This window comes from Halosaccharopolyspora lacisalsi, assembly GCF_014137975.1.
GTDB classification, from domain to species: Bacteria; Actinomycetota; Actinomycetes; order Mycobacteriales; family Pseudonocardiaceae; genus Halosaccharopolyspora; species Halosaccharopolyspora lacisalsi.
This window is the reverse complement of sequence record NZ_JACGWZ010000007.1, coordinates 26,182-41,902: the sequence shown is the minus strand read 5'-3', so window position 1 is coordinate 41,902 and position 15,721 is coordinate 26,182. Positions and strand designations below refer to the sequence as shown.

Sequence of the window (15,721 nt, the reverse complement as noted above, 5' to 3'; positions counted from 1 at the left end):
ACTAGTTCATATTCGGTGGGCCACGGCAAGCCTCGAACGCCCTACCCCCGCGTCACCGGTGTCGCCGGCAGGACAGAATGCTGCCTGCGATCGAAAGCCACTCGACATGGAAGGGTGCTGCGTCCGGTGAGCACGCTGAAGTTCAAGCGACACCCACGCATGTCCGCTCCGCGGCCACCGGGCGGAGAGGTTCACCTCGAGGCTCCGCCCGAGATTCCGCGTGCGGTGCCGGGAAATATCGTCCAGAAGTTCCTTCCGGTAGTCATGATCGTCGCTTCGCTCGGCATGATGGTCTTCATGCTTCAGCGGGCGAGAAGCAACCCGATGATGATGATGATGCCGATGATGATGCTCGTCTCGACCGTCGGCATGATGGCGGGCGGTGGCCAGGGCGGTGGCCAGAGCAAGGCCGAGATGAACGAGGACCGCAAGGACTACCTGCGTTACCTCGGCCAGATGCGCGACCGCGCTCGGGAGGCCGCCGACGAGCAGCGGTTGGCGCGCACCTGGATGCATCCCGAACCGCAGACGCTGTGGTCCATCACCACCAGCCGCCGGATGTGGGAACGTCGCCCCGGCGACAGCGACTTCTGCCAAGTGCGGGTCGGTCTCGGCTCCCAACGGCTGGAAACCCGCCTCGTGCCACCGCAGACCGGCCCGGTCGACGAGCTGGAGCCGATCACCACGTTGGCCCTGCGTCGCTTCGTGCGCGCGCACTCGCTGGTTTCCGGCCTGCCCGTGGCGACGTCGCTGCGCGGCTTCGCCGGATTCGGGCTCCAGGGTGACAAGGAGGAGTGCCGGGGGCTGGCGCGCGCCATCATCGCCCAGCTCGCCACGTTCCACACTCCCGACGACGTCATCATCGCCGTGGCCAGCGGCGGCCGTACCCGCTCGGAGTGGGAGTGGATCAAGTGGCTGCCGCACGCGCAGCATCCCGAGCTCAGCGACGGTATCGGTTCGCAGCGCCTGATGGCCGGTTCGCTGCGCGCGGTCGAGGAGATGCTGGCCGACCAGTTCGAGGGCAGGCCGCGGTTCAGCCGCAACAGTGCGCCCCCGGAGGGGATGCCGCACATCGTGATCGTGATCGACGACGCCGAGATCAGCCGCGAGGAGCAGCTCATCCTCGAGGGCGGCATGGGCGGCGTGACCATGATCGACCTCTCCGACGCGCTGGGAGCCATCACCACCAAGCGCGGGATGCGCATGGTCGTGGAGCCGGGCCGCATCGGCGCGCGCGGCAACTCCGGCATCGAGTGGTTCGGTGAACCCGACTCGATGACCAAGGTCGAGGCCACCGCGCTGGCCCGGCAGCTCGCGCCCTACCGGACCGGGGGGACGGCGCAGGTCGAGGCCGACACGGCCGGCCAGGAGCCGTTGACCACCTCGCAGAACTACATCGAGCAGCTCGGCCTCAGCGGCGACCCGATGAGCTTCGACCTCAACGAGGCGTGGCGGCCGCGTCCGGTCGAGGAACGCTACAAAGTGGCCATCGGGCCGGGCGAGAACGGCGAGACCGTCTCGCTGGACATCAAGGAGACCGCCTCCGGAGGCATGGGTCCGCACGGGCTGTGCATCGGCTCCACCGGTTCCGGTAAGTCGGAGTTCCTGCGCACCATCGTGCTGGGCCTGCTGGCCACGCACTCCTCCACGGCGCTGAACTTCGTGCTGGTGGACTTCAAGGGTGGTGCGACGTTCAACGGGTTCGAGAACGCCCCGCACGTGTCGGCCACGATCACCAACCTCGCCGACGACCTGACCCAGGTCGACCGGATGCAGGACGCGCTGGCCGGGGAGATGAACCGGCGCCAGGAGGTGCTGAACAAGGCGGGCGCCAAGAACGTCTGGGACTACGAGGACATGCGTCAGGCCGGTGCCGAACTGGATCCGCTGCCCGCCCTGTTCGTCGTGGTCGACGAGTTCTCCGAGCTGCTGACGACGAAGCCGGAGTTCTCCGAGCTGTTCACCATGATCGGTCGACTCGGGCGTTCGTTGCAGGTGCACCTGCTGCTGGCCTCGCAGCGCCTGGAGGAGGGCAAGCTGCGCGGTCTGGAGTCGCACCTGTCCTACCGGATCGGTCTGAAGACTTTCAACGCCGCCGAGTCGCGTTCGGCCATCGGCGTGCCCGACGCGGCCGACCTGCCCTCCACCGGTGGGCACGGTTACATCAAGCACCCGGAGGGCATGGAGCGCTTCCGCGCCGCCTTCGTGTCCGGACACCTGCACCAGGGCACCGGACGCCGTCGCACCGTGGCGGCATCGCCGGTCACCGGGGAGAAGCGCCCGCGCTTCTTCATCCCGGACTACGTGGAGATGCCCCAGGAGCCCGAGCTCGAACCCGTCCCGGAGCCGGAACCGGAACCCGCCGCCGAGGCCAAGGGCGAGGACGGGGACGTCCGGGCGCCCACGGACTTCCAGCTCGTGATCCGCAAGGTTCAGGGGCAGGGGCCACCCGCGCACAAGGTGTGGTTGCCGCCGTTGGACGCGCCGCCGACGCTGGACACGTTGTTGCCGCCGTTGGAGGCCACGGAGGATCGTGGGTACTCGTCGGCGGGCTATGTGGGCTCGGGCAAGTTGCAGGTCCCGGTGGGGATCATCGACATGCCGTATCAGCAGCGGCAGGACCAGATGATGGTGGATCTGGGTGGTGCCAACGGGCACGGTGCCGTGGTCGGGGGTCCGCAGTCGGGCAAGTCGAACCTGTTCCGCGCGATGATCACGTCGATGGCGTTGACGCACACGCCCCAGGAAGTGCAGTTCTACTGCGTGGACCTGGGTGGTGGGTCGATGGCGGCGTTGCAGAACCTGCCGCACGTGGGTGGATTCGGCAGCAGGCGCGATCCGGACACGGTGCGGCGCACTGTCGCCGAGCTCAAGGACCTCATCGCCGAGCGGGAGGCGCGGTTCCAGGAGTTGGCCGTCGATTCGATGGGCGATTTCCGCAACCGCAAGCGTCGTGGTGAGGTCACCGAGGACGCGTACGGGGACGTGTTCCTGGTCGTCGACGGGTGGGGGGCGTTCCGCAACGAGTTCGAGTCGTTGGAGCAGGACGTGCTCGACCTGGCCGCCCAGGGGCTGACGTTCGGGGTGCACGTGTTCGTCTCGGCCAACCGGTGGGCCGAGATCCGACCGGCGTTGAAGGATCTGATCGGCACGCGGTTCGAGTTGCGGCTGGGTGATCCCAGCGAGTCCGAGATCGACCGCAAGGTCGCGGTCAACGTGCCCTCGGGCCGGCCCGGCCGGGGCCTGCATCCGACGAAGTTGCACTTCCTGACCGCGATGCCGCGGGTGGACAGTGAGAACCTGGCCGACCGGGTCGGGTGGGCGGCCTACAACGAGGACCTGTCCGACGGGGTGGCCGACCTGGTCAACAGGATCCGCGCGAATTGGTCCGGCCCGCCGGCGCCGCAGGTGCGGTTGTTGCCGGACGTGCTCGAGCACGCCCAGCTGCCCACGCCGGAGCAGCAGCCCCGGCCGAAGCTGGTGCCGATCGGCATCAACGAGGACGGGCTGCACCCGGTGTACCTGGACTTCGCCAACGAGCCGCACTTCTACGCCTTCGCCGAGCGGGAGGCGGGCAAGACCTCGTTGTTGCGCACCATCGTGCGCGGCATCATGACCCGCTACACCCCGCAGGAGGCCCAGATCCTGCTGGTCGACTACCGCCGCACCATGATCGGCTTTCTGGACACCGACCACCTGCTGGAATACGCCGTCAGCGCCGATCAGCTCAAGAGCAACGTCGCCGACGTCGGCAACGTGCTCAAGAAGCGCCTGCCCGGTCCCGACGTGACCCAGGAACAACTCAAAAACCGCACCTGGTGGTCCGGCCCCGAGGTCTTCGTCGTCGTCGACGACTACGAACTCGTCGCACCCCAGGGCAACAACCCCCTGGAACCGTTGGCCTCCTACATCCCCCAGGCCAGCGACGTCGGTCTGCACATCGTCGCCGCCCGCAACTCCGGCGGCGGCAGCCGCGCCCTGTTCGAACCCGTCATCGGCAAGATGCGCGAGGCTTCGGCACCGGGGCTGGCCATGAGCGCCAACAAGGACGACGGTCAACTCGTCGGCAACATCAAATCCCGGCCCCTGCCCCCCGGCCGCGGCACCCTCGTCAGTCGCAGCCTCCGCGGTGGGCCCCAGCTCATCCAAACCGCCTACATCCCGCAGGAATGAGGGGCGGGGTCGGCCCGTGAGGAACACCCGTGATCGGGGTGTCGACGGTTTCACGCGAAATCGTCGACACCCCGATCACTCTTCTCGCACGACCGAAGGCACACTGTTTCCACGCTCGCGCCGTATTTCGGGCGGGAGCGCACGGAAGACGACGTCGAGGGCGGCACCGTCCTCGACGGGCGACGAAGGAGTGGCCTGTGCCCCTGCACGTCTCGGTCGACTTCGGTACGTCGAGTACCTGCACTGTGGTCTCCGTCGACGGAGGCGAACCACAGGTGGTGGTGATCGACGGCTCGCCCCTGATCCCCTCCGCGGTGTTCGCCGCCGCCGACGGCACGCTGTTCGTCGGGCAGGAAGCCGAACGGCAGGCCGCCGTGGACCCGGCGCGTTTCGAGCCGCACCCCAAGCGACGTATCGACGAGGGTGAACTGCTGCTGGGAGACAGCGTGCTGCGGGTCGGCGACGTGATCGGCACGGTGCTGCGCAGGGCGGTCGGTGAGGCCCGCAGGTACGCGGCCGGAGCCGGGGTCGACCTGTTGGTGCTGACCCACCCCGCGGACTGGGGATCGATGCGGGTGCGCGAACTGCGTCACGCCGCGACGAATCTGGCCAGGGAACTGGTCATGGTGCCTGAGCCGGTGGGAGCCGCGGTGTTCCACTCGGCGGGTCACGGTCTCCCGGACGGTGGCGCGCTCGCGGTCCTCGACCTCGGTGGCGGCACGGTCGACGCCAGCGTGGTCCGCAAGCAGGGACGGACCTTCCGCGTGCTGGCCACCCGTGGTGATCCGCACTTCGGAGGCGCCGACATCGACCAGGCGCTGCTCGACCACGTCGGCGGTCTCGTCCCGGCCGCCGATCAGCGGTCCTGGCGTCAGCTGGTGGAGGGCCGCGAGATGGCCGAACGGCGCCGCAGACGGGTACTGCGCCAGGACGTGAAGGGAGCCAAGGAGACGCTCTCGCGGCACAGCTACACCGACGTGCCGATGCCGTCGCCGTTCTCCGACGCGCACGTCACCAGGTCCGACCTGGAGCGGCTGATCTCCGAGCGGCTGTCCGCCGCCGCGGACCTGGTGCCTGCCACGCTGCGCGAGGGCGAGGTCGGTCGCGACCGGTTGTCCGGGGTGTTCCTGGTGGGCGGATCGAGCCGCATCCCGATGATCTCCCGGCTGATCCACCAACGTACCGGTGTCGTACCGACCACGCTGGACCAGCCGGAGACGGTGGTCGCCCGCGGTGCCCTCCGCGCGGTGCGGCTGGATCCGGAGCGGACCGGAGGCCTGCCACCCACCGGGAGCACCCCCGCCGCGCCGTCCCGCCCGAACGCAGCCCGTGCTGCTCCGCGTCCGGAGCCGCACGGTTCCGCGAGCGCGACCGACTCGCTGAGCCGGGCGTCGACGATCGTCATCGGCGGCAGCGAACCGACGCGGCAGGTGACGGCCCCCGCCCGGCGACGAGGTCGTGGGATCTGGGTTCTCGTGGCCGGACTGGTGGCACTGCTCGCGGTCGGCGCGAGCATCGCGCTGATCATGAATGCCGAGGGCGGTGGCCGGGCGCGGGCCGAGACCCGGCACACCTCCCGCTACGGCTACCACTTCGACTACCCGGCGGGATGGCACCAGGGCGGGGGAGACCCCGCGAAGTGGGAGACCCGGGTGAGCCCGTCGAAGTCGAGCGGTTCCTACGTTTCGGTGCGCAAGGGCAGGCTCGATTACGACGTCGAGGCCGAGCGCGGACGCTCCGTTTCCGAGCTGCGGCGATACTACGAGCAGCAGATCGCCGCGGGTCAGGGGCTCTCCGGGTTCGAGTCGCGCACCCGATTCGCGGGCGAGGACGTGGTCCACTACCGCGAGCGGCTCGCCGAGGCCACTGTGGACTGGTACGTCCTGCACGAGAAACATGCCCGGATCAGCGTCGGTTGCCGCCACACCCCGGACGCCGCGGAGCGGATTCGTCGGGCCTGTCGGCGGGTGGTGAGTTCGCTGCGCCCCGGCTGAGCAGCGTCCACTGTGGAGCTGCGCGATCCTCGGGGTTTCGGGAGTGTTGTTGCGATTCGGTGTGCACCCGAGTTTTCGCACCTGCAAATCATGCCCTGACCTGCGTGTTCCGTTCGCGGTGTTTACATCCGCAACCGGTTCGGGACAAAACCGGGACAGGGGGGAACCGGGCATGGCACTGTTTGCGTCAGAAGGTCGTTCGATCTTCTTGAACACGATTCGATGAAGGGGGCCACCCGACATGAGCGGTTTCGGTACCGACGCGGAGCTGATGCAGAAGGCCGCGAGCCAGGTCGAAGAGGTTCGAAGCAGCATCGATCAGTCCATCAACCAGTTGCAGAGCCAGGCCGAGCCGGTGATCGCCAACTGGAAGGGTCAGGCCAGCCAGACCTTCGCGCGGCTGATGGAGCAGTTCCGGCAGGAGGCCAACGACATCACCACCAAGCTGGGTGAGATCGGCCAGAACATCGACTCCTCGGGCAAGACCTACACCCAGCAGGACGAGGAGCAGGCCTCCGAGATGTCCAAGATCGAGGGCAAACTGCTCGGCTGAGTCGGCTCCACGTTGTTCGACGAGCACCGTTAATTCGAGGGGAGAATCACCATGGGCGAAATCAAGGTCGACTTCAACCAGCTCGGTCAGCTGGCCGACGACCTCAACAGCACGGCCACCAAGGTCCAGGGGCAGCTCGACGAGCTGGAGCAGATGCTCAAGCCGCTGATCGCGACCTGGGAGGGTTCCGCGCAGGAGGCCTACCACCAGGCCCAGAACGAGTGGGACCAGTCCGCGGAGCGGATGCGGGAGATCACCGCCAAGATGGGCGCGGCCGTCAACGTGGCCCGCGAGTCCTACCAGCAGGGTGAGCAGCGCAACGCCGGCCTGTTCGGTGGCTGATCAGCCCACCGCGAGCTGAGGCGACGGGTGCCCCGGGATTCGGAAATCCCGGGGCACCGTCTTGTGCGCGGCGGGGTGCGGTAGGGTGGTGGAAGTGCTGTGGCGCGGTCGTGGGGACCCGGCTGGAGATCTGGTTGGGTACCTGGCTGGAAATCCTGCTGGGGTTTCAGCTGGAGCTTCACGCGGGTCGCCGTGGGTCCTGCCCGTTCGAGGGGGACCCGTTTCGACCGGGCCAACAGCTGCCGAGTATTCTCAGTCTCTAGTTGTGCGGTGTGTACGACTGTGACGCCGGATCGAGGGCCTCTTCGAGGCGGCTACGATCCGTGAAGGCGTCCAGGACGTGCCGGTTCCCCTGGGGCGAATCCGGGAGATCCGCCCCGGCGTGATGGGCGACGGGATACGACGGCCGCACCGAGATTCCGACGCGAACGACGACGAGGTAGACCCGTGCGCACGTACAGCCCGAAGGCCGGCGAGGTGAATCACGCCTGGCATGTGATCGATGCCGAGGACGTGGTGCTCGGCCGGCTGGCTACACAGGCCGCCACGCTGCTGCGCGGCAAACACAAGCCGACCTATGCCCCGCACATGGACACCGGCGACTTCGTCGTCATCGTCAATGCCGACAAGGTCGCCCTCACCGGCAACAAGCGTGATCAGTCCTTCGCCTACCGACACACCGGTTACCCGGGCGGTCTGCGGAAGAACTCCTTCGGTGAGCTGCTGGACTCGCGTCCCGACCGGCTGCTCGAGAAGAGCATCAAGGGCATGCTGCCGAAGAACAGGCTCGGCCGGGCGATGGGTAAGAAGCTCAAGGTCTACTCCGGGCCGGAGCACCCCCACCAGGCGCAGAACCCGCAGCCGTACGCCATCGACACGAAGGCGAACAAGAAGTGACCGAGGGATCCGAGGAACAGTACGTGAGCACTCCAGACTCCGAGAGCCCCGCTCCCGAAGAATTCGAGGGTGAGGCCTTCGTCGACGAGAGCTTCGAACAGGGCCAGGACTTCGAGCAGGACCAGGACTTCGAGCAGGACTTCACTCCCGCTCCGGTGCCCTCAGGCCGCCCGGTGCAGACCGTGGGGCGCCGCAAGAAGGCCATCGTGCGCGTGCGTCTGGTTCCCGGTGAGGGCAACTTCGTCCTCAACGGCAAGCAGATCGACGACTACATGCCGAACAAGGTGCACCAGCAGGTCGTGCGTGAGCCGCTGGAGCTGGTGGAGCGCCTGGAAAACTACGACGTCTACGCCAACCTGCGCGGTGGCGGGCCGTCCGGCCAGGCCGGGGCGATGCGCATGGCGATCGCGCGTGCGCTCATCGAGATCGAGGCCGACGACCGTCCGGCGCTGAAGAAGGCCGGGATGCTCACTCGGGATTCCCGCGCCAAGGAACGTAAGAAGTACGGCCTCAAGAAGGCCCGTAAGTCGCCGCAGTACAGCAAGCGCTGACGCGACTTCTCAGGCAACCTGCGGGAGCAGTCCTCCGTCCACGGGACGGGGCTGCTCCCGCAGTTGTTTGCCCTGCCGTCCGCGCGTGGTCACGCGCCGCTGATTCCTTGGAGGACGCGCATGTCCCGGTTGTTCGGCACCGACGGGGTTCGAGGTCTGGCCAACGCCGATCTGACCCCCGAACTGGCCCTGTCCGTTTCGTCGGCGACGGCCAGAGTGCTCTACGATCAAGACGATTCGCGGCGCAGGGTCGCCCTGGTCGGCCGTGATCCGCGCGCCAGCGGCGAGATGCTGCAGGCCGCCGTCACGGCAGGCCTGACCTCGGCGGGCGCCGACGTGATCCGCGTCGGTGTGCTGCCGACACCGGCCGTGGCGCACCTGGTGGCCGAGATGGGCGCCGATCTCGGGGTGATGATCTCCGCCTCGCACAATCCGATGCCCGACAACGGGATCAAGCTGTTCGCGGCCGGAGGGCACAAGCTGCCGGACGCGGTCGAGGACGAGATCGCCGAGCGGCTGGACGAGCACGGCGACCGCCCCACGGGCGCCGGTGTCGGGCGCGTGCGTGATCTGGACGACGCCGTGCAGCGCTACGTCGATCACCTGCTGGTGGCCACGCCGCAACCGCTGGACGGGCTGCGCGTGGTCGTGGACTGCGCCAACGGCGCCGCCGCCTTCGCCGCTCCCGCGGCCTACCGCAGGGCCGGGGCCGAGGTGATCGCGCTCAACGCCGAGCCCGACGGGCTCAACATCAACGAGGCCGTGGGGTCGACGCACCCGGAGGGGCTGCAGGAAGCCGTGGTCGCTCACGGCGCGGATCTCGGTATCGCCCACGACGGTGACGCGGACCGCTGCCTGGCCGTGGACTCCTCCGGTGTGCTCGTGGACGGCGACCAGATCATGGCGCTGCTCGCGGTCGCGCTGAAGGAGTCGGGGGAGCTCGCCGAGGACACCTTGGTGGCCACGGTCATGAGCAATCTCGGTCTGCACCTGGCGATGCGGGACCACGGCATCAAGCTGCGTACCACGGCCGTCGGCGACCGCTACGTGCTGGAGGAGCTGCGCACGGGCGGGTTCGCCCTCGGTGGCGAGCAGTCCGGGCACCTCGTGCTGCCCGGCTACGCGACCACCGGTGACGGTCTGCTCACGGCGCTGCGGCTGATGGGGCGGATGGCCGGAACGGGTGAGGCGCTACACACGCTGGGTAAGACGATGACCCGGCTGCCGCAGGTGTTGGTCAACGTGCGGGTGGCGGACAAGACGGTCGCCGTGTCGGCCCCGACGGTGACCGCGGCCGTGGCTCAGGCCGAGGAGGATCTCGGCGACACGGGCCGTGTGCTGCTGCGTCCCTCGGGCACAGAGCAACTGGTGCGGGTGATGGTCGAGGCTCCGACGGCGCGGACGGCGCAGGACACGGCCGACCGACTGGCCGAGGTCGTTGGCTCGATCCGGTGAATCTGTGACGCACCTCTCGTTTTGATCTTCATCTTGTGAGATCCTTCTCACATGGGTGCCATTGTCGTCGCCATGTTGGTGGGATTGTTCGCGATCGGCCTCGTCGCCGCTCTCGTCGTGCTCTCCACGTTCGTCATCGCCGGTCTCAAAGCGGTCACGGCCGCGCACGACGGGAGTAGGTGGTTGGTCGACCATCGGCACCGACGTACCGCACCCTGAGCGATCAAACGGGTCTCATCATGCGTGACTTCTTCTCGAACCTGCTTTACGTTCTGTTCCTGCCGCTGGCCGTGATGATCCTCGGTGCCATCGGCGTCGTCTGGCTCGTCTCGGGCTAGGCTGCCGATGTGGAAGCCTTTCTCGTACCTTCCTTGGTCCTGCTGATCGGTGGCGGCGTCGCCCTTGCGGTCGTGCTGTCTCAGCGCAGGGGGCGCGCTGCTCCTCCGCAGTACCCGCCTTGCCCGCCTCAGGGGTACGGCTATCCGTAGCAGCAGGCCTATCCCCAGCAGCCTCCTCCGCCGCCGCAGTATCCGCCCCGCTGAATCGTTTGCAAGTGCAATCGATCCGGGGTAAGCGGTATGTTCCCTCATGATCTTTGACAGGATCAGGAGATCAGCCGGTACCAGCACGCGTCGCAGCGCGGAAAGCGAGCGCGTGGACTGGGCTGCGCGTAAGTCGTAAGTATCGGGTGGAGGGGATCCGGGTGTCGGGGTACGACGTCAACACCGGTGAGCTGGTCGCCGCGGCAGGCAGCGTACGAGCCGCCGCGGACCCGCTCCGGGACACGCACAGCAAGCACATCGCCGATCTGGGATTGGGCCAGGCCGACTTCGGTCGCGTGCACGGGCAGCACTTCTCGGGCTACCAAGCCGGTATGGACAAGCTCTCCAGGTGCGTGACCAGCATGGCCGATGCCATGGACAGCTACGCCGAGAAGTTGGAGAAGAGCGGTTCCGGCTACGACTGGAGCGACCAGAGCGCGTCCGAGACCGTCGCACAGTCCCGGGGGTAACCAATGGCCGAGAATCCGTCATGGGAAGAAGTCAAGAAGCTTCTGGACAGTCCCGATGTCGCGGACAAGCAGAAGCGCGATCTCGCGCTGGCTTACGCCGCCGAGGACGAGTGGGCCATCTTTGGTATTCGAGACGAGGTCGAACCCTATCTCGAAAAGTACGATGACGGCTACTGGCGAGTGCAGGGGTCCGGTTTCAACAACGGAGCTGATCTGGACGGAAATCTCCAGGATAAGTACGAAGCGGCCAAGAGTCAGAAGAATAAGGCCGCAGGTGCCGAAGACGAGCATGACCGGGCGGTCAAGGACGGCCACGCCGTTCTGCAGGACGGCCGGAATTCGGCTGCGGAGGGAACCCACGGTGGCGCTGGAGCGGCGACTTCTGATGAGATCCTCGACGCGGGGAAACCGGGTCTGAGATTCTTCGAGAACTTCGTTCCCGTGTATCATAAGATCGAGAACGATGTTAACGACAGTTCGAAAGTTCCGAAGCTGCAGCAGATCAGGGATCGTTATCATGAGCAGCGGGGAACACATTTCGATAAGTTCGCCACGCAGATGGAGGACCTAAAGGCCGCCGAGGATGCTCTGCGCAGGGCGCACCAGGACATGGCCACCAGATTGGGCAAAGTCTGGGAGGGGTGGACTGGGGCCGCCTCGGAGGCATCACAGGACTTCTTCGGAGACAAGTTCACGCCGACGGTCAACGATCGGGTCATCCGGCGTGTGAGCGACTCGCGCAGTGTCAACCAGGAGGCTTGCGGAACAGTCGCAAGACTGTGCCGAGACAAGGCGGAGGCCGTCCTCAGGCTCGACAAGATGGGCGATCAGATCGCCAAGAAGAGCGTCCAGGACTGGGAGACGACCATCGAGGTCGCCAACTACACACAGGACGACACGACTCTCCGCACGGCGTGCAAGATTTGGGATGTGAAGATCGAAGAGAGCTGCGGCGATCTTACTGATAGTCAAAGGCAGAAAATCGTCGAAGAGTGTCGAAACATGACGCGCCAGACATTCGCGAAAACGGTCGAGGACCAGTGCGTCAACTTTGACAAGCTCTGCGACAACACGAAGAAGAAGGTCGACGAGGCATGGAAGGGGCTGAACGACGAGCTGGCCAAGGCGGAGGAGAACCCGTTCGCCGATCCTGGCCCGAGCAAGGAGGGCAAGCCGCAGGAGAAACCCCCTCAAACCGGGGGACAGCAGCAGCCGTCCGGAAACAGCCCGACAGGTAGCGCCCCCGGCAGTAGTCCGTCCAGCGGCGGCGGAACTTTCGGTGGGGGAGGTATGTCCGGCGGCGGTGGCATGCCTGGCGGTTCGGGGATGCCGTCGGGCGGAGGTACTCCACCTCCTGCGCCCGGGGTTCCCCAACCCGAGGTGCCTGGCGGACCTCAAGCAGGTGGCCCGCAACCGGGTGGCCCGAGCCGGCCGCAGGCGGAGGAGGTCTCCCTCGGCGAGGGCCAGGACAAGGTCACGCTCCAGGAGCCGGGCCAGCAGGGCCACACCCAGATCACCGTGCTGGGGGAGAACGGTGAACCGAAGACCTACGAGATCGCTTTCGGCGGCCAGGGCGAGGGTGCGCAGCGAACTCCCGGGCAGATCCCCGGAGCGGGGGCGGGCGGTCCTGCCGACGACCCGCGGACCATGCCCGGTCAGCCCGGAGTGAGCGGTCTCGGGGGCGATCCGCAGGCTATGCCCGGTCAGGCTCCCGGCCAGTCCGCGTCGGGGATGCCGGGACAATCCGGGCCGGGAATGCCCGGACAACAAGCCGGGCCGGGCGTCGGTGGCGGAGGCCAGACCATGCCGGGCCAGGCGGGTGCGGAAGGCCAGTCGGGATCCCTTCCCGGACAGTCACCGGGCCAGGGTGAGAACGTGATCCCGGTCCAGCCGGGCGAGGACGGTACGGCCGTCATTCAGGACGGCGACCGGACCATCACCGTGGAGCAGACTCCCGAGGGTCGATACGAGGTCAGCATCGACAACGGTGGCGATCAGCCCCCGATGAGCCAGACCGTCGGTTTCGGTGATGACGAGCCCGCGAGCGCGCCCGGCCCCGGAGCGGACTCTCCGCGCGGCCCCTCGGGATTCCCCGCGGAGGAACCTTCGAACCGGTTTTACGAGGAATCCGCCGCGGAACAGCCTGCACAGCCCATGTCGGCCGGTGCCTCGGCCGACGCGGCATCGGCCCCGGCCGGTTCCGAGGCGAGCTTCCGGCCCTCGCCCGAGTCACAACAGTCCGTGCCCCAGCAGCCCACGCCGCAACAATCCGTCCCCCAGCAGCCCACGCCGCAGCCGGAAGCCGCCGCTTCGGCGCCTCCGGCGGGTGGTGGTGCCTCCGGGCAACCACCGGTCGACCCGATGAACACCCCGGCCTCGACCACCGTGCAGTCGGTCGGTTTCGCCGGCGGGATGAGCGGACTCGGCGGTGAGGGGATGCAGAACTCCTTCGGCAGCGCCTCGGGGAGCCTGTTCAGCTCGGCCGACTCCGGTGGTGGAAGTCCGTGGGGGTCCGCCGCCGGAGACCAGCGGGGTGCGCAGCCCGGCGGAGATCAGCAGGGCGCGCAGTCCGGGGCGACGGGTCTGGGCAGCATGAGCGGCGAAGCCAGGTCCAGCAGCTCGCAGGGTGCTACCGGCCTGGCCTCCGTGGGTGGTGCCGGGGATGCTTCGTCCCCCCAGGATCAGAACTCCTCCGGAGCGCGCGGAGGTATGCCCATGGGTGGCATGGGCGCCATGGGCGGCGGTGGTCAGCAGGGCGGCGACGAGGAACGCTCCAACGACAGCCCGTGGCGTACCCAGGGGAATCTTTTCGACGACGGCATCGAGGACTCGAACGTCCGCTTCCAGGCCGTCATCGGCGATGCCGGGGAGTCGGACCAGCGGAAACAGTGAGTTCGATGATCGTAGGCGAGAGGTGTCATCGTCGTGGCCGACAGTGATGGCGTGCTGGCGTTTCGGGAGAAGATGTCCGGGCTCGTGCAGGAGCACACGGCTGTCTTGGATTCAGTGGAAAAGGACTGGGCATCGACCAGCGAGGCCGCCGAGCAGTCCGCGAAGGAGCAGACCGAGAAAGCTCAGAAGCTCGTCGAGCGTATCGGGCAGCGAGCCGAGGCGATTCGCGAGTCCGAGGAGAACAAGGGGCTTCAGGAGATCAGCATCGGAGTCGAGGACGAGGTTGCCGAGGAGGAGGATCCTGAGGTCGAAGCGCTGAGCCGGGGAATGTTGGCCGCGCGGCAGGCGGCTCCGGTTTTGGAGCCTCAGGAACCGCCGGAACATCCCAAACCGGAGGGTTGGCAGGTCAAGGCCGGACGCTTCGGTCGTCAAGCCGAGGAGCCGCAGGCGCCGGCGGCACCGGAACCTGCTCCGACTCCTGCTCCCAAGCCGGCGCCACGACGCCGCGCGGTGGCGCAGGACTGGGACGACGATGGCGACGACCTGTCCGCCCGGAGCTGGCTGCAGTGATCCTCGGCGGGGTGCGGCCCGGCGCTGTTCGGCCGCACCCCGCCGCTTTTCCGTAAAATTGCTCGTGATTCAAGGAGCACCGCAGTGACCCAGGGTTTCCCAGTCGGCCAGCCTGGCTACCCCGCTCCGCCCCAGGGCGGTTACTCGCAGCAGGCCACCCAACGCCCCCAGCGGAAATCGGAGGGCAAGGGACTTCTCATCGCATTGGGACGCGTTGCTCTTGCCTTCCCGGCTTTTTCTTCGCTAGGGATTTTGTGAACTATGCGGTGGAAGCTGAGTTCGAGTACTTGCTCCGGAGATTGAACGAGTGGATCTACGCGTCTGTGTCGCCGGTTTGCGGTGTAGCGGTGATGTTTCGATCGGCGCTCGCGCGCTGGGGTCTTGTTGTGCTCGCTGGATTGACTATTATTCTTCCGGTTTTGAGTGCTGCCCCCTCCGGGGATATGCATTGCTCGATAATATTTATTTTTGTCGTTCCTGTGGTCATACTCGTGATGGCTTTTTTGCCGCCGGTGAATCGGGCGCTGCGGAAGACGCCGCAGGTGGCGATGAGGTACGGGCAGCCGGTGCCGCAGCAGATGGGGTATCCGCCCCAGCAACCGCCTCAGTCGATGCAGCAGCCGATGCCGCAACAGCCGCCCCAGCAACCCCAGCCGGGTTACGAGTACCCGCCGCAGCAGTACCCCCCAGCAGCAGTGGCAGCGGGGACCGCCCCGGTGACTCCCGTTCAGGCCTTGGCCAGCGCCCTGGTGGAGTGGTCGGTGTCGATGGGGCAGAGCCGGAGACGTCACCGGTCAGCAGGGCCTCCCCTCGCTTGTCACCGGACAGGGTGCGCAGGAAGAACGTCGTGAGCGGGGCGTTGGCCAAACGCTGGTTGTGGATTCTGGTTCCGGATCCACTACCGGGGCCCCGTCGCCACGATGCTGCGCCACAGTGGAGGAGAATTGGAATGACGAGGGCATTATGGCCACTATGGAATTCCTACGATGGTCGTGTGCCGTGAGGCGCTGGGAGCACGTGCCCACGCCCTGTTTTGTCTATCTGCTCGACTGCGCCATATGTCCCTGTTGCGAGGTAGAGTTTTTCGGGTGTAAAGTGCGAGCTACCGGGGGTATAAAAACGAGTGTCATTGGGATCAGGCAAGTAAAGCCCCATGCGATTCCGGGCCACCAGTAGAGGGCATTCGCTGGGGTTTCCCCTCCGGACGCAGATTGCAAGTCGTTGATGACCTGAACGATGTAGATGCCGATCGGTAGGGAGCCACTGATGATCGCCGTTGTCT

The 15,721-nt window shown here is 67.0% G+C and carries 11 protein-coding genes; all 11 read left to right on the top strand.

Going from position 1 to position 15,721, the window contains the following annotated elements; genetic code table 11:
• Positions 1–126 precede the first annotated feature (126 nt).
• The 11 genes from eccCa (at position 127) to FHX42_RS21030 (ending at position 14,439) form a co-directional block, all read left to right on the top strand.
• Positions 127–4,173, top strand: coding sequence for a type VII secretion protein EccCa (eccCa, locus tag FHX42_RS21080; protein ID WP_182546191.1), 4,047 nt, complete (start codon positions 127–129; stop codon positions 4,171–4,173).
• Positions 4,174–4,370: 197 nt separating this feature from the next.
• Positions 4,371–6,167, top strand: coding sequence for a type VII secretion-associated protein (locus tag FHX42_RS21075; RefSeq protein WP_182546190.1), 1,797 nt, complete (start codon positions 4,371–4,373; stop codon positions 6,165–6,167).
• Positions 6,168–6,408: 241 nt separating this feature from the next.
• A complete protein-coding gene (locus tag FHX42_RS21070) occupies positions 6,409–6,720 on the top strand; it encodes a WXG100 family type VII secretion target (protein WP_182546189.1) in 312 nt (103 codons plus the stop codon).
• A 51-nt stretch (positions 6,721–6,771) separates the two neighbouring features.
• Positions 6,772–7,062: a WXG100 family type VII secretion target gene (locus tag FHX42_RS21065; protein WP_182546188.1), complete on the top strand. Its 291-nt coding sequence runs from the start codon at positions 6,772–6,774 to the stop codon at positions 7,060–7,062.
• Between the two features lie 447 nt (positions 7,063–7,509).
• On the top strand, positions 7,510–7,959 hold the full coding sequence (gene rplM, locus FHX42_RS21060; RefSeq protein ID WP_182546187.1) for a 50S ribosomal protein L13: 450 nt from the start codon (positions 7,510–7,512) through the stop codon (positions 7,957–7,959).
• A 23-nt stretch (positions 7,960–7,982) separates the two neighbouring features.
• Positions 7,983–8,510 carry a 30S ribosomal protein S9 gene (gene rpsI / locus FHX42_RS26040; protein ID WP_328796559.1) on the top strand — a complete coding sequence of 176 codons (528 nt, stop codon included), beginning with the start codon at positions 7,983–7,985 and terminating at the stop codon, positions 8,508–8,510.
• A gap of 120 nt (positions 8,511–8,630) precedes the next feature.
• The gene (gene glmM / locus FHX42_RS21050) at positions 8,631–9,965 is read left to right on the top strand and encodes a phosphoglucosamine mutase (protein ID WP_182546185.1); all 1,335 of its coding nucleotides are present in this window, start codon (positions 8,631–8,633) and stop codon (positions 9,963–9,965) included.
• A gap of 51 nt (positions 9,966–10,016) precedes the next feature.
• Entirely contained in the window at positions 10,017–10,184 is a 168-nt protein-coding gene (locus FHX42_RS21045) for a hypothetical protein (RefSeq protein ID WP_182546184.1), read from the top strand.
• Between the two features lie 484 nt (positions 10,185–10,668).
• Positions 10,669–10,977 carry a type VII secretion target gene (locus FHX42_RS21040; protein WP_182546183.1) on the top strand — a complete coding sequence of 103 codons (309 nt, stop codon included), beginning with the start codon at positions 10,669–10,671 and terminating at the stop codon, positions 10,975–10,977.
• 3 nt (positions 10,978–10,980) lie between these two features.
• A complete protein-coding gene (locus FHX42_RS21035; RefSeq protein WP_182546182.1) occupies positions 10,981–13,869 on the top strand; it encodes a mediator complex subunit 15 domain-containing protein in 2,889 nt (962 codons plus the stop codon).
• Between the two features lie 33 nt (positions 13,870–13,902).
• Positions 13,903–14,439, top strand: coding sequence for a hypothetical protein (locus FHX42_RS21030; RefSeq protein WP_182546181.1), 537 nt, complete (start codon positions 13,903–13,905; stop codon positions 14,437–14,439).
• Positions 14,440–15,721: the final 1,282 nt, after the last annotated feature.

Bases quoted from the DNA above. Each gene is read 5' to 3' on its own strand.
- FHX42_RS21065 (WP_182546188.1), top strand. From the start codon at position 6,772: ATGGGCGAAATCAAGGTCGACTTCAACCAGCTCGGTCAGCTGGCCGAC.
- glmM (WP_182546185.1), top strand. From the start codon at position 8,631: ATGTCCCGGTTGTTCGGCACCGACGGGGTTCGAGGTCTGGCCAACGCC.
- FHX42_RS21035 (WP_182546182.1), top strand. From the start codon at position 10,981: ATGGCCGAGAATCCGTCATGGGAAGAAGTCAAGAAGCTTCTGGACAGT.
- FHX42_RS21070 (WP_182546189.1), top strand. From the start codon at position 6,409: ATGAGCGGTTTCGGTACCGACGCGGAGCTGATGCAGAAGGCCGCGAGC.
- FHX42_RS21045 (WP_182546184.1), top strand. From the start codon at position 10,017: ATGGGTGCCATTGTCGTCGCCATGTTGGTGGGATTGTTCGCGATCGGC.